Origin of the sequence: Paenarthrobacter sp. NPDC089714, from assembly GCF_044748905.1 — a bacterium.
Classification (GTDB): domain Bacteria; phylum Actinomycetota; class Actinomycetes; order Actinomycetales; family Micrococcaceae; genus Arthrobacter.
Genome location: NZ_JBIVGX010000003.1, coordinates 104,478 through 122,502 on the forward strand (window position 1 = coordinate 104,478; position 18,025 = coordinate 122,502).

Genomic DNA, 18,025 nt, shown 5'->3' on the forward strand with positions numbered 1-18,025 from the left:
CTTGAGCTTCACACACCTGCACGTCTCCACCGCCTTCAGCGCCCATTACGGGGTCTCCTGGCCGGACGAACTCGCACAAACTGCCGCAGCAGACGGAGCCACAGCGCTCGCCTGCACTGACCGCGACGGACTGTACGGCACCGTCAAACACCTCAAAGCCTGCATGGACGCCGGCCTCGACCCCATCGTCGGCGTGGACCTCGCCGTCTTCGACGATGACGGCGACCACCGAACCCAGCTCGCGGGCCGAGTCGTCGTACTTGCCCACGGAAACACCAACGGAGCCGGTTACCGTGCCCTCTGCCGCCTCGTCTCCGACGCCCATGCCCGCACCTCGGGAAAAGCCGGAGGTGTGGTACCCGTCGCCGTGACCAGGGCAGAGCTCGCCTCAAGGACGCTCGACCCCGCAACCCTGAAACCGGTCCTTACCGTCTTGATCGGACCCGACTCCGACGTAGGCCGTGCCATGGGAGGAAGGAAATACCTCCGGCCAAGGACCCTCTTCAAGGAATGGATCGACGCCATGCCGCCCGGCACCATCGTGGCGGAGATCGTCTCCCACCTCAGCCCACCAGGCCAACCCCTCAGCACCGCCCACGCCATCCGCATGCTCAAACTCGCCCTGGAATGCAACGTCCCGGCAATCCTCAGCAACGCCGTCCGCTACTGTGCACAAGACGGCGCCGCCACCGCCGATGTCCTGGACGCCGCCAGGTCCTTGAAGTCACTTCCTGAGCTCTCGGAAGCCCCGCTGCTGCAACCCACCGGACAAGGGTGGCTCAAGAGCAAAGAACACATGCACCAGCTCGGCAGGGAAATCATGGGAGCCGCGGGGCACAGCGCGGCCGAGCTTAACAAACTCCTGCACAACACCGAAGCGCTCGCCGACAAGTGCCGGATGAACCCCGTGCTGGACATGGGATGGAAAAAGCCCGTGGTTCCCGAAGCCTCCATCATCGGCATTACCCAGGACCCCATGATGGAACTGACCCAACGCTGCGAAGCAGGAATCACCAGGCGATTTCCCGGGATTGGTGGCAAGGCCTTCGAAACCATGCGCTCGCGGTTGGACCATGAGTTGGAGATCATTGGCGGATTGGGCTTTGCTTCCTATTTCCTGACCGTGGCAGAGGTCTCCAGGATGATCCTTGAGATGGGCGTGCGGGTGGCAGCCCGTGGGTCGGGAGCCTCCAGCCTGGTCAATTACCTGATCGACATCAGCCAAGTGGATCCCCTTCGCCACGACCTCATCTTCGAGCGGTTCTTGTCAGGTCGCCGTTCCACGCTGCCGGATATCGACATTGACGTGGAAAGCGCTGAAAGGCATAACGTCTACCGGAAGATATTTGACCGCTTCGGCGCCGAACGGGTCACCCTCATGAGCATGCAGAACGGTTACCGGGCCAGGGGAGCTGTCCGCGATGCCGGGATGGCCCTTGGCATGGACCAAGGCGAGATCGGCGAAATAGCCAAGCAGCTGTGGCGGTTTTCTGCCCGGAAGTTCCGGGAAGCCATGGTGGAGAAACCCGAACTCCGGGAGTTCGCCGAACGGGTGGAATCAGGACGTGGGCGGGGGACGCCCGAAGACCATCAGCAACTGGACCTGCTGGTGGACCTTACCGAACGGCTGGACCGTTTGCCACGCCACATCTCCATGCATCCCTGCGGTGTGATCCTGGGGGACGCCACCCTCCTGGACCGGACACCTGTCCAGCCCAGCGGCCTGGGCCTGCCCATGAGCCAGTTCGACAAACACGACATGGATCCCATGGGGATGCTCAAGCTCGATGTCCTTGGCGTCCGCATGCAAAGTGCCATGGCTTTCGCCGTCCGTGAAGTCATCCGGCTCCACCCAGGTAAAGCGGCGGTTGTGGAGGCGGGCAACCACCCTGTCGGTCCGGGGGGAGAGGGGCCGGCCTACATCGCCGAGGACGGCAGGATCGACCTCAATGCCGTGCCTTTCGACGACGAGCCCACCTACGAGCTCATCCGCAGTACGCATACCCTGGGCTGCTTCCAGATCGAATCTCCAGGCCAGCGCGAGCTCATCGGCAAGATGGCACCGCGCGAATTCAACGACCTCATCATCGATATCTCCCTCTTCCGGCCGGGACCCATGAAATCGGACATGGTCCGTCCCTTCCTTGAACACCGCCATGGGTTCGCACCCGAGATCTATCCCCACGCCGACCTGAAACCCGTATTGCAGGAAACCCATGGCGTCACGGTCTTCCACGAGCAGATCCTGAAGACCTTTGATGTGATGACAGGATGCGGGCTGGCCCGCGCAGACGAATTCCGGCGCGCACTGGGAGATGAGGTCCAGGAACCCGGCGTGGAAACCTACTTCAGGAAACATGCCATCAGGAAATATCCGCCGGACGTGGTTGACAGGGTGTGGGGAACCCTCAAGGCCTTTGGCAGTTTCGGTTTCTGCAAAGCGCACGGCGCCGCCTTCGCTGTGCCCACCTACCAGTCGGCCTGGTTGAAGGCGCACCATCCCGAGGCTTTCCTGGCCGGGTTGTGGGAACACGATCCCGGGATGTATCCCAAGCGCCTGTTGGTTGCCGAGGCGCGCCGACTGGGCATTCCCATCCTCCCGTTGGACATCAACCGGAGCCAGGCTGAGTACCGCGTGGAACGGATCCAGGAAGGCGCGGACGCCGGCAAACTGGGCATCCGGCTCAGCCTGACCGGAATTTATGGATTGTCCGGGGCGGAACTGAAGAGGATCGTTGCCGGACAACCCTTCGACTCCCTCGCCGATCTTCGGGCGCGGGCAAGGGTCAGCAAGCCCAACATCAAGAGGCTTGCCCAGTTGGGCGCGTTTGACCATCTCCACAAGGATTCGGGCAGCACGGCAAACCGCGCCGACCTGGTGCAGCACCTCCAGTCGCTGCAGGCGGCTCCCGCCAGGAAGACCGTGGATGTCATTGACGGCCAGTTGTCCCTCCCGATCGGAGACGTGGAACTACGCAACCTGGTGCCGGAACACCCTGAACCTTCCACTGTTGATATGGTGCGGGCGGAACTGGACCTGATGGCGGTGGACGTCAGCGAGCACCTCATGGAAAGCCACCGGCCCTTGCTGGACAAACTGGGGGTTACCACAGCAGATAAGCTCCTGGGCCTCCGCAACGGATCCGAAGTCCTGGTTGCCGGGGTGCGGGTTGCTACCCAAACCCCGCCCATGCGGGGTGGGCGAAGGGTGGTCTTCATCAGCATCGACGACGGCACGGGGTGTGTGGACAGTGTCTTCTTCCACGAAGCCCAGGAAGAATCGGGTCCGCTCCTGTTCGGCACCAGGCTCTTGCTGATCCGGGGGACAACGCGGAGGACGGGACCCAAGGGCATCAGCCTCAGTGCCAGCAAGGCCTGGGACCTCAGCCGCCCCGAAACATTGCCCTACCCCGAAATCCTGCCTGCCGGCGTCGTCATTCCGTCCGAATTGGTGCATGCAGGTCCCCTGGACGGCATCAGCCGGAACCTTGCCATTACGGGACTTGGGAGCTGATCCGCAGCCACATCCAGACCCGGCGCGCTGCTTTGGCCGCCTCCATGCGTTGCGGATACGATTGACGGTGGCTGGCTGTGGTCCCCGTACGCCACAAGCTATGAAGCCTTCACTATGAATAGGAGACACCCGTGTCAGATGCCCAACAGATCACCCTCATCGTCGATGGCGAAGAGACCAAGGTGACGGAGGGGACTACCGGCGCGGAACTCTTCTTCGAGCGCCGCGATGTTGTTGTTGCCCGTGTTGACGGTGTGCTCAAGGACCTTGACCAGCCCCTCGCAGACGGTGCGAACGTCGAGGGCGTCACCATCGAATCGCCGGACGGACTCAACGTCCTCCGCCACTCCACCGCCCACGTCATGGCACAGGCCGTACAGCAGCTGCGCCCGGACGCCAAGCTTGGCATTGGTCCTTACATCACCGACGGTTTCTACTTCGATTTCGACGTCGCTGAGCCGTTTACCCCGGAAGACCTGCGCCAGCTGGAAAAGATGATGCAGAAGATCATCAACCAGAACCAGAAGTTCGTCCGCCGCGTCGTCACAGAAGAAGAAGCCCGCGAAGCCATGTCCAACGAGCCCTACAAGCTCGAACTGCTGGGCAAGAAGAACGACGCCGCAGACTCCGCCGAAGGAGTCAACGTGGAGGTCGGCGCCGGCGACATCACCATCTACGACAATGTGGACCGCAAGAGCGGCGACAGCGTGTGGTGCGATCTTTGCCGCGGCCCACACCTGCCGAACACCAAGATCATCTCCAACGCCTTTGCGCTGACCCGTTCGTCCTCCGCCTACTGGCTGGGCAACCAGAACAACCAGCAGCTCCAGCGGATCTATGGAACGGCCTGGCCCACCAAGGAAGCCCTCAAGGCGTACCAGGAACGCATCGCCGAGGCTGAGCGACGCGACCACCGCAAGCTGGGCGTTGAGCTGGACCTGTTCTCCTTCCCGGACGAACTCGGTTCGGGCCTTCCGGTCTTCCATCCCAAGGGCGGCATCATCCGCAAGGCCATGGAGGACTACTCCCGCCAGCGCCACGTGGACGCCGGCTATGAGTTCGTCTACACCCCGCACATCACCAAGGGACACCTCTACGAAGTTTCCGGCCACCTTGACTGGTACAAGGACGGCATGTTCCCGGCGATGCAGATCGACGCCGAACTCAACGAGGACGGCAGCGTGCGCAAGCCGGCGCAGGACTACTACCTGAAGCCGATGAACTGCCCCATGCACAACCTGATCTTCCGCTCGCGTGGACGCTCGTACCGCGAACTGCCGCTCCGGTTGTTCGAATTCGGTTCCGTGTACCGCTACGAGAAGTCGGGTGTGGTCCACGGACTCACCCGTGTCCGGGGCATGACACAGGACGATGCCCACATCTACTGCACCCGTGAGCAGATGAAGGACGAGCTGACCACCACGCTGAACTTCGTGCTGGGCCTCCTCAAGGACTACGGCTTGGACGACTTCTACCTGGAACTCTCCACCAAGAATGAGGAAAAGTTCGTAGGGGACGACGCCACCTGGGAAGAAGCGACCCGCACCCTGGCCGAGGTGGCTGAAGCCTCCGGCCTGGAACTGGTTCCGGATCCGGGTGGAGCTGCCTTCTATGGCCCCAAGATCTCCGTGCAGGCCAAGGATGCCTTGGGCCGGACCTGGCAGATGTCCACCATCCAGTTGGACTTCAACCTGCCCGAGCGTTTCGAGCTTGAATACCAGGCCGCAGACGGCACCCGCCAGCGCCCCGTGATGATCCACCGCGCCCTCTTCGGTTCCGTGGAGCGTTTCATGGGCGTGCTGACGGAGCACTACGCCGGTGCCTTCCCGGCCTGGCTCGCTCCTGTGCAGGTGGTGGGCATCCCGGTGGCCGAGGCTTTCAACGACTACATGTTCGACGTCGTTGACCAGCTGAAAGCGGCGGGCATCCGCGCCGAAGTGGATATTTCCTCGGACCGTTTCCCCAAGAAGATCCGTACGGCCAGCAAGGACAAGATTCCCTTCGTCCTGATTGCCGGCGGGGAAGACGCCGAGGCCGGTGCTGTCTCCTTCCGCTTCCGCGATGGCAGCCAGGACAACGGCGTGCCCGTGGCCGAGGCGGTCCGCAGGATCGTTGACGCCGTCAAGAACCGCGAGAACTGACGGAACGGATAAGAAACGGTGCAGGAGAACACAGGCGCTGGAGCTGATTATCCGGGCGACGCCGAGGTAACCGACGACTTCGGCCTGGCTGGTGTCCCGGATGCCTTCCAGCGCCTGTGGACTCCTCACCGCATGGCTTACATCAAGGGCGGGCAGGACCAGTTCAAGAACAAGGACGACTGCCCGTTCTGTGTGGGGCCATCGCGCACCGACGAAGAGTCGCTCATCGTCCATCGTGGCAGGACCTGCTACGTGGTGCTCAACCTTTTCCCCTACAACCCGGGCCACCTGTTGATCTGCCCCTACCGCCACGTGCCGGACTACACCGACATCACCGTGGAAGAGACGGCAGAATTCGCGGACCTCACCCAGACCGCCATGCGCGTGTTGCGGAAGGTCTCCAACCCCAGCGGCTTCAACCTCGGCATGAACCAAGGTGTCACCGGCGGCGCAGGAATTGCCGCGCACCTGCACCAGCACGTGGTTCCGCGCTGGGGCGGGGACGGGAACTTCTTCCCCATCATCGCCCAGACCAAGGCCATTACCCAGACACTGGACGAGGTCCGGAAACTGGTGGCCGAAGCCTGGCCGGGGGAGTCGAATGCTTAACCGGCATGCACGCGGCTTCTTTACCTCCCTCTTCACACCCGTTGCCCGCTGGCTCCTTAGGATGGGCGTTTCACCGGACGCGGTAACGATTGTTGGCACCGCCGGAGTCATCCTGGGTGGCCTGGTCCTGTATCCGCTCGGGTACCTCTGGTGGGGTTCGGTGGTGGTTGCCATCTTTGCCTTTTCCGACGTGGTGGACGGCATCATGGCAAGGCTTCAGGGCCGAAGCGGTGGCTGGGGCAATTTCCTCGATTCCACCCTTGACCGGCTGGCCGACGGGGCGATCTTCGCCGGCATCACCATCTGGTTCTTCACGAAGGGCGCAGACCCCGCCATTGCCACGGCCGCCGTTGTTTGCCTGGTCCTGGGCATGGTGGTTTCCTATGCCCGGGCAAAGGCCGAGTCCTTGGGGTACCACGCCAGCGTAGGCCTGGCTGAGCGGGCTGAGAGGCTGGCCTCCGTTCTGCTGGTGACGGGACTGACGGGGCTTGGGCTGCCACCGGTGGTTCTGTTCGCAACGCTGGTCCTGCTTGCCATTGCGAGCGTCATCACCATCGTCCAAAGGATGGCCACGGTCCACCGGCAAGCCCTGTCGGAGGCCAAGGGAACTGGCATCTGACCAGAGTCGGGACGGGCGGATTGTGCAGGTGTCCTGCCGGACCCGGCCAAATGGGGATTTGGGGCAGTAATACAAGTACAGCCACCCCATCCACTGCGACTAGTATTACTAGTACTTGGTCACCTTGACCTGAACTCCGGTGTGCGCTGAATGCGGTCCTGTGCTGTGCGTGCCGCCGGTCAAAAGGTCGTTTATCTACCCATAGGGGTTTTTGTGTCTACTCCAGATGTAAGCAACGAAGCCGGTTCGTCCGCGAACAGCGTCACGGGCAGCAACCGCGTCAAGCGGGGCATGGCGGAGATGCTCAAGGGCGGCGTCATCATGGACGTCGTCAACGTCGAGCAGGCCCGCATCGCCGAAGATGCCGGTGCCGTGGCCGTGATGGCGCTCGAGCGCGTCCCGGCCGATATCCGCGCCCAGGGCGGCGTGTCCCGCATGTCCGATCCGGACATGATCGACCAGATCATCGCCGCGGTGTCCATCCCGGTGATGGCCAAGGCCCGTATCGGCCACTTCGTCGAAGCCCAGGTCCTGCAGTCCCTCGGTGTGGATTACATCGACGAGTCCGAGGTCCTGACCCCGGCGGACTACATCAACCACATCGACAAGTGGAACTTCACCGTTCCCTTCGTCTGTGGTGCCACCAACCTCGGTGAGGCGCTGCGCCGCATCAACGAGGGTGCTGCGATGATCCGTTCCAAGGGCGAGGCCGGCACCGGCGATGTGTCCAACGCGACCGGGCACATGCGCAAGATCCGTGCCGAGATCGCCAAGCTCTCCTCCTTGCCCGAGGACGAACTGTACGTGGCTGCGAAGGAACTGCAGGCCCCGTACGAACTGGTCAAGGAAGTTGCCGCCACGGGCAAGCTCCCGGTGGTGCTGTTCACCGCCGGTGGCATCGCGACCCCGGCTGACGCTGCGATGATGATGCAGCTCGGCGCCGACGGCGTGTTCGTGGGTTCGGGCATCTTCAAGTCCGGCAACCCGGCCCAGCGTGCTGCCGCCGTGGTCAAGGCCACCACCTTCCACGACGACCCCGACGTGATCGCCAAGGTCTCCCGCGGCCTCGGCGAAGCCATGGTCGGCATCAACGTCGACGAAATCCCCGAGCCCCACCGCCTCGCCGAGCGCGGCTGGTAAAAGCAGCTCAACGACGCCGGACGGTCACCTCCCGAGGTAACCGTCCGGCGTCGTTGTTTAGTCCAGCCCCCGACGCTTCAGCAGCGGTTCCAGTTCTGCGTCGCGGCCGCGGAAGGCACGGAAGGATTCCAGCGGGTCCCTGCTGTTCCCGCGGGACAAGAGTTCGGACCTGAAAACGTCTCCATTGGTGCGGGTGAGGCCGCCGTTTTCCTTGAACCATTCCACTGTGTCGGCGTCCAGGATCTCGCTCCAGATGTAGGAGTAGTAGCCGGCGGCATAGCCCGCGCCCGCGAAGATGTGCTGGAAATAGCCGCTGCGGTATCTGGGCGGGATGAGCGGGTGCGCCAAGCCGGCATCGGCCAGTGCCTTCGCTTCGAAAGCGACTACGTCAGTCGGGATATCCGCAGCCTGGAGCACATGCCAGGCGAGATCCAGCAAAGAGGCGCCGAGATACTCGCTGGTGGCGAATCCCTCGCCCCAAAGCTGGGAATCCAGGAGGCGTTGAACTGTCTCCTGCGGCAAGGGTTCCCCGGTTGAGAAGTGCCGCGCGTAGTTGGCCAGGATCTCGGGCCACAAGATCCACATTTCATTGACTTGTGACGGATACTCCACAAAGTCGCGCGGCACTGAAGTGCCGGAAAACCGTGGATACGAGACATCCGAGAACAGCCCGTGCAGCGCGTGGCCGAACTCGTGGAACACGGTACGGACTTCGTCCAGGCTCAGGAAGGTGGGTTCACCTGCGGCAGGCTTGGTGATGTTGAGGTTGTTGACGACCACTGCTTTGGTTCCCAGGAGCCTGGACTGCTCAACAAGGGAATTCATCCATGCACCGCCCCTTTTGGACTCCCTGGCGTAATAGTCGCCAAGGAACAGGCCCACGGCGCTGCCGTCGTCATTCCGGACTTCCCAGACGCGCACGTCGGGGTGGTAGCCGTCCAGGTCCGGCCTTTCGTGGAAGGTGATGCCGTAAAGGGCGGTTGCGGCATGAAAGACGCCTCCGGAGAGAACCGATTCCAACGTGAAGTAGGGCCGGATGGCCTGCTCATCAACGTGGTACTTCTCCTTCCGCACACGCGTTGAGTAGTATGCCCAATCCCAAGCTTCAAGCGCGTGGCCCGCTGTCTCAGCGAGTAGTTCGGCCTCGGCCCCGGCATTCCGCACGGCTGCCGGCGCCAAGCGGCCCAGCATGGCGTGAACCGCTTCGAAGGACGGGGCGGTCTGCTGGTCAACCACCAGCTCCGCAAAGTTCTTATAGCCCAGGAGTGAAGCTTTCTCGGCCCGCAAAAGGACAGTTTCGACGATCAGTTTCCGGACGTCCAGAGGTCCTTCGGCAATGCCTCGCCCCAGCGATGCTTCATAAAGCCGACGGCGGACGTCCCTGACTTCCAGCGCGGCCAGCGCAGGTTGGTTGCTTGGCTGTATGAGCGTCAAGAGGTATTTGCCGTCGTGGCCCGCGGTCTTGGCCGCTTCCGCCGCGCCCGCGACCTCCTCGGAGGTCAGGCCGGCCAGCTCAGCCGGGTCATCGATGAGAAGGGCGGCGGCTTTCATGGCTTCCTTGACGCGCTGTCCGAATTCCGTTCCCAAACGGGAAAGATCGGCGTTGACTTCGCGAAGCCTTGTACGGCCGGGCACGTCGAGTTGAATGCCGGACTGACGGAACTCCTTGAGATATTCCTCTACCAAGCGGGCGGATTGTGCGTCGAGTCCGGAAACATCGATGGCCGCGAATCGTTCAAAGAGCGCTTGATTCAGGTAGATGGCATCCTGGTGCGCCGAAAGTTGCGGGGAGAGCTCGGTTTCCAAAGCCTTGATGGCATCGGAGGCATCCGCTGAGACCAAGGTGAAGAACGCTGCAGTCGCCCTGGAGAGGAGGACGCCGGACTGTTCCATGGCCAAGGCGGTGTTCACGAACGTGGCGGGCTCGGGATTCTGGACGATGTCGGAGATCTCCCGCAAATGCTCGGTGAGCCCGGATTCGACAGCTTCTGCGTAGTGTTCGTCGGTGATCGCCGCGAAGGGTGGCAAGCCGAACGGCAGCGGGCTGGGGGTCAAGAGGGGATTGGTCATGAAATGACACTTTCACGTAAGAATCGTGTCCTCAAGGGCGGCGCGCTCAGATCGGCGCAGGGGCGCGCCTAGGATTTCCTTATGGGGAAAGTCACATTCATTCCAGGGGCCACCACGCTTGCGTCGCTGATGGCGGCAGGAGCGCTGCTCTTGTCCCTGACCGGTTGCGGGGTCATTGCCGAAAACGACGCCAACAACAGCACGTCTGCCGCCCCACCGGCTACAGCCGTTCCTACCCAGACGCCCACGCCCGTGCCGACCCCCGGCAAGGGGCCAGTGTGCCCCACGCTCCGGTGCACGTCCATCACCATCACCGGCGACATGCTGGTCCATACCCAGCTCTGGCAGCAGGCACGGGCAGATGCCGCGGCTGCCGGCCAGCCCGGTTACACCTTTGTTCCACTCCTCGAGGGGCAACGGAAATATGTAGCCGCCAGCGATCTCGCCATCTGCCACCAGGAGACTCCCGTGGCCAACCCGGAAGGCCCCTTCTCGGCCTACCCGTCCTTCAACGTGCCACCCCAGATCATCGCCGCGTCCAAGGACATCGGCTACCAGGCATGCACCACGGCCAGCAACCACACCATCGACCGCGGCACGGATGGCCTGCTCCGTACCCTGGATGCCCTCGACGCCGCCGGGCTGAAGCACACCGGGTCCTACCGCACGGAGGCGGCGTCCAAGGAAATCCTCATGCTCAAGACGCCGGCGGCAACCATTGCCGTGATCGCCGGGACGTACGGCCATAACGGACAGATTCCGGAGTATCCCTGGTTGGTGGACGAACTGGACCCGGCCGTCATGATCGCCAAAGCCACCCAGGCGCGCGCCCAAGGGGCGGATATTGTCCTGGGCGTCATGCACGCGGGCGACGAGTACGCGAGCGAGCCCAATGCCCAGCAGCAGGATGTGGCCCATGCGTTGGTGGACAGCGGCCAGTTCACCATGGTCTACGGCCATCACACCCATTCGGTGCTGCCCATTGAAAACTACAAGGGCACCTGGATCGTCTATGGGCTGGGTAACGGTATTACGGAATTGTCGCCGTGGTACGTCGTCAACAACGAGGGCCTGCTGGTGCGCGCACAATTCAGCCAGAATGACGCCGGCGCATGGAGTGTCTCGGACCTTGCCTGGGCGCCATCAGTGATTGTCCGCGATCCCTACCGCTGGTGCTCCGTGGCCAGTGACGCTCCGCAGGGTGTTTGCGCCTCACCAGTGGCAGACGCGGAGACGCATCAGCGAACGCAAGCAGTGGTGGAGTCCATGGGCGCGGCAACGGCCGGCGCCCACGAACTCCTCATCACCAAGGAGAAGTAACCGCTACCGCGGCCGGCGTGCGGCGTGTTCGCGCGCGAGGCGGGCGTAGTCGTCGTCGGGCATTCCCGGAACAAAACTGCCGAACTTCCGCTCCGCGGCCGTCTTGATCAGGAAGTCCGCAATCGCCGGGTTCTTCGGCAGCAGCGAGCCGTGGAGGTAGCTGGCCACGACGTTGCGGTAGCGGGCGCCCTCATGGCCGTCCTTACTGTTGTTGCCGGCGCCTTTCGTCACGGTGCCCAACGGGTCGACGCCGGGACCCAGCGTGGTCTGTCCACTGTGGTTCTCGTAACCCAGGACCTCGCCGAACTCCGCGGATTTCAGGGCGACGTTGCCGATCAGACGCTCATTGGTGCCGTGTGTTTCGACATCCAGGATGCCGATGCCGGGAATCACCGGGCCTGCGCTGGTTTTGAAGAACTTCCCGAACAGTTGGTAAAGGCCGCAGATCACCAGCATGGGGGCGCCGTCGTCAGCCAGTCCCCGCAGGACGTCGGCCCGTGCCTGGAGGTCATCCTGGATGACCACCTGGCCGCTGTCCTGGCCTCCGCCGCCCACAATGATGTCGATATCCTCCGGGAAGTCATCGCCCACGTTGTACTCCAGCAGTTCCGGCGTGTAACCGTGCCACTTGATGCGCTGCTGGAGCACCAGGGCGTTTCCCCAGTCCCCGTAGATGTTCATCTCCTTGGGATACAGCTGCAGGACCCGCAACGTGCCCTTGCCCGGTTGGCTTTCCTGGGACTCTTTGGTTTCCGACGTCATGAGACCACCTCAACAATGGTGATTTTGGCCAGTTCGCGGCGGATGGCGAGCATGGCGGTGTAAGTGCAGAAGATGCGCTTGGGCTTGCCGCGCGATCCGTCGATGAACGTCCGCAGCGCGGCCGTGATATCGGTTTCGACGGCGCCGAAAGGCACCTCGTCGTACTGCAGGCGAAGGGCCATGTCGTAGGCCCGGACACCCGTGAGGACTTCCACGCCGTTCCCGCGCAAGGATTCGAACTCCACGTCCCAGAGCCAGGACATGTCCCTGCCGTCGGCGTAGTTGTCATTGATGGCGATCATGGTGGCGTAGCCGCCCGCGGGGAACGACTTGAGCCCGAGGCGGAAGCCGCTGGGGTTCTTGACGAGCACCAGTTCCAGGGGCTGGCCGTCCACCGTGAGGCTTTCGCCGCGGCCGAAGGCGGGAGCCACCTCGCCGAGGGCCTTGACGAGCTTCGGGGTGTCCACGTCGCCCGCGCCAAGGATGGCCCGGGCAAGGGACAGCGCCGCGGCGGCGTTGAAGATGTTGTACACGCCTCGTAGCTTCATCCGGGTGGTGACGGTCTCGCTGTCGAACTCAAAGTCAGCGTCGTCGGCACCTACCCGGCGGAGTACGACGTCGGCCGCCGGGGCGGCGGGAGCGTCACCTGCGGCTGACGTCCCCGGGGAAGTGGTGCCGGTGGCGGTCCGCATGTCGTCATCGTTGGGAAAGGTGCTTCGGAGGGACTCGTCCAGGCCGAAATAGCGGATGGCCGGGTGGAGGACCGCGTCGGGGCTGTGGATGGCTTGGGCGATGCGTGCCACGCGTGGGTCTTCGCGGTTCAGGACGACTGTATCCGTGGTCTTGAGGGCGATGTGTTCCAAGAGCCGGGCAGTCTTGTCGATCTCGCCAAAGCGGTCCAACTGGTCACGGAGGACATTGAGCAGGAGGCTGAAGCGCGGCGAGACCTTGTTCACGAAATGGACAGCATGTGCCTCATCCAGTTCCAGGACGGCCACGTCGGCGTCGAGCTTTCCGCGCCAATCGACGTCACCCAGCAGCGACGCGGCCACGCCGCGGGTGAAGTTGCTTCCGCTGCGGTTGGTGAAGACCTTCAGGCCCTGGCTTTCAAGGAGTTCCACCACCATCTTGGTGGTGGTTGTCTTGCCGTTGGTCCCGCTGACCACGGCAACGCCGTGCGGCAAGGAAGCCAAGGTCCGCTGCATGAAACCGGGGTCGATTTTCTCGACCACCAGGCCGGGAAAAGCTGAGCCTCCGCCGCGAAGCCGGGACAGTCCACGGACCACTTTGCCGAGGGGGACGCTGAAGGAAAACATGCTCTGTAATATATCCCAGTTGGTGCATGAAGCCCGGTCCCTGGACGTGGTCCCGGTGTCCGGGCCACTATGATGGTCGAATGACCAATTCCCTTTCCGACGCTTCATCACGCGTGGGTGCAGGACTCCGGATCGGCGTGCTGGCTCTCCAAGGCGACTTCCGTGAACACATCCATGCGGTGGAAGCCGCGGGTGCTACGGGCATCGGCGTCCGCCGTCCGGCCGAACTCGATGACATCGACGGCCTCATCATTCCCGGTGGGGAGTCCACGGCGATCGACAAGCTGGCCCGGATCTTCGAGGTCGCGGATCCGCTGCGCAAACGCATTGCCGACGGACTTCCCGTCTATGGGTCCTGTGCCGGAATGATCCTGTTGGCCGACGAGATCGCAGATCCGGCCACCGACATGGAGGGGAACCCGCAGCAGACCTTCGGTGGCCTGGACATTACCGTGCGCCGCAATGCCTTCGGCAGGCAGCGGGAGTCCTTCGAAACGGACCTCGACTTCAAGGGGCTCGACTTCAGCGCTGGGGAGTCCGGCGTCGATCCTGTCCATGCCGTCTTCATCCGCGGACCGTGGGTTGAGCGCGTGGGTCCGGAGGTCGAAGTACTGGCCCAAGTGGACCCCGACCACGCAAGCCACACGGCCACTTTGCATGGATTGGCTAGAATTGTTGCAGTGCGCTCCGGCCACCTGTTGGCAACCTCCTTCCATCCGGAAGTGACGGGCGAGAAGCGCGTGCATGAACTCTTTATTCGAATGATCAGAGGAGAAGCGTAAAGCATGTCAGGCCACTCCAAATGGGCGACCACCAAGCACAAGAAAGCCGTCATTGACGCGCGGCGTGCAAAGTCGTTCGCCAAGCTGATCAAGAACATCGAAGTTGCTGCCCGCATGGGCGGACCGGACCTCGCCGGCAACCCCGGCCTGGAACTTGCCGTTACCAAGGCGAAGAAGACCTCCGTTCCCAACGACAACATCGACCGCGCCATCAAGCGCGGTGCCGGCCTCACCGGTGAAGTGGTTGACTACACCGAGATCATGTACGAGGCACGCGGACCGCAGGGTTCTGCCGTGCTCATCGAATGTCTGACCGACAACAAGAACCGCGCCGCTTCCGAGGTCCGGCTCGCGATCTCCCGCAACGGCGGCACCATTGCCGACCCCGGATCCGTCAGCTACCTCTTCACCCGCAAGGGCGTCGTGGTCCTGCCGAAGAATGGCCTGAGCGAAGACGACATCCTCATGGCGGTCCTTGAAGCAGGCGCCGAAGAGGTCAAGGACAGCGGTGAGAACTGGGAAATCCACTCCGAGCCCTCGGACCTCCAGGCCATCCGTGATGCCTTGAAGGATGCCGGGATCGATTACGACTCGGACGAAGCCGAGTTTGTCCCGTCCATGCAGGTGGACCTGGACATCGACGGCGCCAAGAAGTTCATGAAGCTGGTTGACGCGCTCGAGGACCTGGACGATGTCCAGAACGTCTACAGCAACGCCGACTTCAGCGAGGAAGTGCAGGCAGCCCTCGACGCCGACTAGGCCGGGGTAAAGCAACACATCCACCACTGACAGGAAGGCCCGGACTTGACTCTTCGCGTATTGGGAGTCGATCCGGGCCTTACCCGTTGCGGCATCGGCGTGGTGGACATCGAGCGGAACCGCCGGGCAACCATGGTGGCAGTGGGGGTGGTAGGAACCTCGGCCGAACTGACGCTCGACCGGCGTTTACTGGTGATCGCCCAGGCCATCGATGAGTGGTTGGACCTGCATGAACCCGATGTGGTGGCGGTGGAGCGGGTGTTCTCACAGATGAACGTCAGCACGGTCATGGGCGTGGCGCAGGCGTCAGGCGTCGTCATTGCCGCCGCAGCCCGGCGGGACATTCCGGTGGCCCTGCATACGCCGTCGGAAGTGAAAGCGGCCGTCACCGGCAGTGGCAGCGCCAACAAAGAGGCCGTGACGAAGCTGGTCACCAAGATCCTTCGCTTGGATGCCCCACCCAAGCCCGCGGACGCCGCCGATGCTTTGGCCCTCGCCCTGACCCACGCCTGGCGGGCAGGTGGGACCATGGGGACGGCTTCCGCCAAGGGCCGGTCGTCGCTGACTCCTGCCCAGCGGGCGTGGGCGGAAGCCGAAGCCAAGGCGCGGCGTGGTCGGTAAAAGCCGGCGGCGCTTGCTAGGCTATTCGTAGATATGTTCGGATAATTACAGGAGCCGGGTCTTGATCAGTTTTCTTCGTGGAACGGTTGCCCACGTTGGCTTGTCCACCGCAGTGATCGACCTCAACGGTGCCGGCATGAGCGTCTACGCCACGCCCCAGACGTTGAGCCACCTCAAGGTGGGCGATGAAGCCAAGCTCTTCACGTCCATGATCGTCAGGGAGGACTCCCTGACCCTGTTCGGATTCGCTGACGAAGATGAACGTGAGGTTTTCGATGTCCTCCTGGGCGTCAGCGGCATCGGTCCCCGGCTGGCGCTGGCCGTGCTGGCCGTCCACGAGCCCGAAGCCATCCTGGTAGCCGCCCACACCGGTGACACCAAGGCCTTCACCAAGGTGCCGGGCATCGGCCCGAAGGTTGCCGGCCGCCTGGTCCTGGAGTTGGCAGGAAAGCTCGTCCCGCACGGAACAGGAACGTCAAGCACCCCCGCCGTGCAAATCAGTGCCGAATGGAAGCCCCAGGTGGTTGCAGCCATGACCAGCCTGGGCTGGTCGGAGAAGGACGCCACAGGAAGCATCGACAAAGCCATGGCCGACTCTCCCGAATTGGTGGACTCCGGCAACGTTGCCCAGATCCTCCGCGCCACGCTGCGTTGGCTGGGGCAGGACGGCGCCCGTGCGGGCAACCGCGTAGGCAGCCGTGGCTGAGCAATCCCTCGTAGCCGGGGGAGAGGAACCGGAGGAGCGGGTTATTGAAGCCGCGCTCCGGCCCAAGAACCTGCACGATTTCGTGGGCCAGCACCGGGTCCGGAAGCAGTTGTCGCTGGTGCTGGAAGCTTCCCGCATGCGTGGGAGGAGCGCTGACCACGTGCTGCTCTCCGGCCCTCCTGGCCTCGGCAAAACCACCCTGGCCATGATCATTGCCGCAGAAATGAATGCACCCCTTCGCATCAGCAGCGGCCCGGCCATCCAGCACGCCGGTGACCTTGCGGCCATCCTCTCCTCGTTGTCCGAGGGGGAAGTGTTGTTCCTCGACGAAATCCACCGCATGTCCCGGCCTGCCGAGGAAATGCTTTATATGGCCATGGAAGACTTCCGCGTGGACATCGTGGTGGGCAAGGGAGCGGGTGCCACAGCCATCCCGCTGGAATTGCCGCCGTTCACCCTGGTGGGTGCCACTACCCGTGCGGGCCTATTGCCCGGCCCGCTCCGCGACCGGTTTGGTTTTACCGGACACCTGGAGTTCTATTCGGTGTCCGAGCTTGAGCTGGTCCTGCGACGTTCGGCCGGCTTGCTGGATTTGAAGGTCAACTCTGCAGGGTTCACCGAGATTGCCGGCCGGTCCCGGGGAACGCCCCGTATTGCCAACCGCCTGCTCCGGCGTGTCCGGGACTGGGCGCTGGTACACGGCATTGAGCAGATCGACGCCCGCTCGGCCGCGGCGGCCCTGGACATGTACGAGGTAGACGTGCGAGGTCTGGACCGGTTGGACCGCTCGGTCCTGGAAGCCCTGATCACCAAATTCAACGGTGGGCCCGTGGGGTTGTCCACACTGGCCATCGCCGTCGGAGAAGAGCCGGAGACGGTGGAAACCGTTGCCGAGCCGTACCTGGTCAGGGAAGGGCTGATGGGCCGCACGCCGCGTGGCCGCATCGCCATGGCAGCGGCCTGGACGCACTTGGGATATGCGGTGCCTGCCGGGGTCTTCGGCCAGGAACAGCTGGCACTGTTTGACGAGGACGAAAACAACGCTGAGAGCGTAGACACCCTCGGTTAACACGCCGCGTTCAGAATTTCCCTCTAGACTGGTATGACGCTCGGCACAGGACGTTGCCGTGAACAAAACGTAAGTACAGAACGGAACTTCCCTGTGGATCCAATGACCATATTGCTGTTCGTCATGCTTGGCCTCTTTGTCTTCATGATGTTCCGCCGCAACAAGAAGACCCAGCAGCAGCAGGCTGAGATGCAGTCGAAGTTTGCGCCGGGTGTTGACGTCATGACCAGCTTTGGCCTGTTTGGCCGCATCGTGTCCATCGACGAGGCCGAGAACAAAGTTGTCATCGAGCTCTCCCCGGGCAACGAGGCCACGGTCCACCGCCAGGCTGTCACCAAGGTGGTGGACAAGCCCGAAGAGGAAGCTCCGGTTGTGCCGGACGACGCTTCTTCCCTCACTGTCGCCGAGACTGAAGGCGCGGCTGCAACTGAGACGCCCGAAGAAACCATCGCGCGCCTCAACAAAGAGGACAAGAAGGACAATTAGCACTGTCAGTCGCGGTAACACCGCGCACGTTAACTTCTAAGGCAGCGGAAAGCCGCCGGCGGACGCTTACCAGCGTCGGCCGGCGGCTGTCCGGCGATAACAGGAAGATCG

Annotated in this window: 15 protein-coding genes; 12 read left to right on the plus strand and 3 right to left on the minus strand. The window is 63.0% G+C overall.

The window, feature by feature from the left end:
* Position 1 precedes the first annotated feature (1 nt).
* The 5 genes from ACIPY3_RS07170 (at position 2) to pdxS (ending at position 8,023) form a co-directional block, all read left to right on the plus strand.
* The gene (locus ACIPY3_RS07170; protein ID WP_400331894.1) at positions 2-3,514 is read left to right on the plus strand and encodes a DNA polymerase III subunit alpha; all 3,513 of its coding nucleotides are present in this window, start codon (positions 2-4) and stop codon (positions 3,512-3,514) included.
* A 131-nt stretch (positions 3,515-3,645) separates the two neighbouring features.
* Complete coding sequence (gene thrS / locus ACIPY3_RS07175; RefSeq protein ID WP_400331897.1) at positions 3,646-5,655, plus strand: threonine--tRNA ligase; 2,010 nt, start codon at positions 3,646-3,648, stop codon at positions 5,653-5,655.
* An 18-nt stretch (positions 5,656-5,673) separates the two neighbouring features.
* Positions 5,674-6,264 (plus strand): HIT family protein, encoded by a 591-nt coding sequence (locus tag ACIPY3_RS07180; protein ID WP_387437166.1) that lies wholly within the window; start codon positions 5,674-5,676, stop codon positions 6,262-6,264.
* Positions 6,257-6,883: a phosphatidylinositol phosphate synthase gene (gene pgsA, locus ACIPY3_RS07185; protein WP_400269205.1), complete on the plus strand. Its 627-nt coding sequence runs from the start codon at positions 6,257-6,259 to the stop codon at positions 6,881-6,883. Before ACIPY3_RS07180 ends, pgsA begins: the two co-directional genes overlap by 8 nt.
* Before the next feature lie 213 nt (positions 6,884-7,096).
* A complete protein-coding gene (pdxS, locus tag ACIPY3_RS07190) occupies positions 7,097-8,023 on the plus strand; it encodes a pyridoxal 5'-phosphate synthase lyase subunit PdxS (RefSeq protein ID WP_031215979.1) in 927 nt (308 codons plus the stop codon).
* 57 nt (positions 8,024-8,080) lie between these two features.
* On the opposite strand, the gene ACIPY3_RS07195 is transcribed toward pdxS, so the two are convergent.
* The gene (locus ACIPY3_RS07195; RefSeq protein WP_400331901.1) at positions 8,081-10,093 is read right to left on the minus strand and encodes a M3 family metallopeptidase; all 2,013 of its coding nucleotides are present in this window, start codon (positions 10,091-10,093) and stop codon (positions 8,081-8,083) included.
* A gap of 81 nt (positions 10,094-10,174) precedes the next feature.
* Between ACIPY3_RS07195 and ACIPY3_RS07200 the strand changes: the two genes are divergently transcribed.
* A complete protein-coding gene (locus ACIPY3_RS07200; protein WP_400331904.1) occupies positions 10,175-11,413 on the plus strand; it encodes a CapA family protein in 1,239 nt (412 codons plus the stop codon).
* A 3-nt stretch (positions 11,414-11,416) separates the two neighbouring features.
* On the opposite strand, the gene ACIPY3_RS07205 is transcribed toward ACIPY3_RS07200, so the two are convergent.
* Entirely contained in the window at positions 11,417-12,175 is a 759-nt protein-coding gene (locus tag ACIPY3_RS07205) for a type 1 glutamine amidotransferase (protein ID WP_400331907.1), read from the minus strand.
* Positions 12,172-13,491: a MurT ligase domain-containing protein gene (locus tag ACIPY3_RS07210; RefSeq protein WP_400331909.1), complete on the minus strand. Its 1,320-nt coding sequence runs from the start codon at positions 13,489-13,491 to the stop codon at positions 12,172-12,174. Before ACIPY3_RS07210 ends, ACIPY3_RS07205 begins: the two co-directional genes overlap by 4 nt.
* Positions 13,492-13,571: 80 nt before the next feature.
* Between ACIPY3_RS07210 and pdxT the strand changes: the two genes are divergently transcribed.
* The 6 genes from pdxT to yajC all read left to right on the plus strand — a co-directional run bounded on the left by pdxT (position 13,572) and on the right by yajC (position 17,914).
* Positions 13,572-14,273, plus strand: a complete 702-nt coding sequence (gene pdxT / locus ACIPY3_RS07215) for a pyridoxal 5'-phosphate synthase glutaminase subunit PdxT (protein WP_400331912.1) — start codon at positions 13,572-13,574, stop codon at positions 14,271-14,273.
* Positions 14,274-14,276: 3 nt separating this feature from the next.
* Positions 14,277-15,032 (plus strand): YebC/PmpR family DNA-binding transcriptional regulator, encoded by a 756-nt coding sequence (locus tag ACIPY3_RS07220; RefSeq protein WP_397321619.1) that lies wholly within the window; start codon positions 14,277-14,279, stop codon positions 15,030-15,032.
* Positions 15,033-15,077: 45 nt separating this feature from the next.
* On the plus strand, positions 15,078-15,653 hold the full coding sequence (gene ruvC / locus ACIPY3_RS07225) for a crossover junction endodeoxyribonuclease RuvC (RefSeq protein ID WP_400331915.1): 576 nt from the start codon (positions 15,078-15,080) through the stop codon (positions 15,651-15,653).
* Positions 15,654-15,714: 61 nt separating this feature from the next.
* Positions 15,715-16,359, plus strand: a complete 645-nt coding sequence (ruvA, locus tag ACIPY3_RS07230) for a Holliday junction branch migration protein RuvA (protein ID WP_400331917.1) — start codon at positions 15,715-15,717, stop codon at positions 16,357-16,359.
* Entirely contained in the window at positions 16,352-17,428 is a 1,077-nt protein-coding gene (gene ruvB / locus ACIPY3_RS07235; protein ID WP_400331920.1) for a Holliday junction branch migration DNA helicase RuvB, read from the plus strand. The genes ruvA and ruvB overlap by 8 nt, the downstream gene beginning before the upstream one ends.
* A 102-nt stretch (positions 17,429-17,530) precedes the next feature.
* Positions 17,531-17,914 (plus strand): preprotein translocase subunit YajC, encoded by a 384-nt coding sequence (gene yajC / locus ACIPY3_RS07240; RefSeq protein WP_400331923.1) that lies wholly within the window; start codon positions 17,531-17,533, stop codon positions 17,912-17,914.
* The last annotated feature ends 111 nt before the right edge of the window (positions 17,915-18,025 follow it).

Coding starts and splice junctions, on each gene's coding strand:
- pgsA (WP_400269205.1), top strand. CDS start 6,257: ATGCTTAACCGGCATGCACGCGGCTTCTTTACCTCCCTCTTCACACCC.
- ACIPY3_RS07195 (WP_400331901.1), bottom strand. CDS start 10,093: ATGACCAATCCCCTCTTGACCCCCAGCCCGCTGCCGTTCGGCTTGCCA.
- ACIPY3_RS07200 (WP_400331904.1), top strand. CDS start 10,175: ATGGGGAAAGTCACATTCATTCCAGGGGCCACCACGCTTGCGTCGCTG.
- ACIPY3_RS07205 (WP_400331907.1), bottom strand. CDS start 12,175: ATGACGTCGGAAACCAAAGAGTCCCAGGAAAGCCAACCGGGCAAGGGC.
- ACIPY3_RS07210 (WP_400331909.1), bottom strand. CDS start 13,491: ATGTTTTCCTTCAGCGTCCCCCTCGGCAAAGTGGTCCGTGGACTGTCC.
- pdxT (WP_400331912.1), top strand. CDS start 13,572: ATGACCAATTCCCTTTCCGACGCTTCATCACGCGTGGGTGCAGGACTC.
- ACIPY3_RS07220 (WP_397321619.1), top strand. CDS start 14,277: ATGTCAGGCCACTCCAAATGGGCGACCACCAAGCACAAGAAAGCCGTC.
- yajC (WP_400331923.1), top strand. CDS start 17,531: ATGACCATATTGCTGTTCGTCATGCTTGGCCTCTTTGTCTTCATGATG.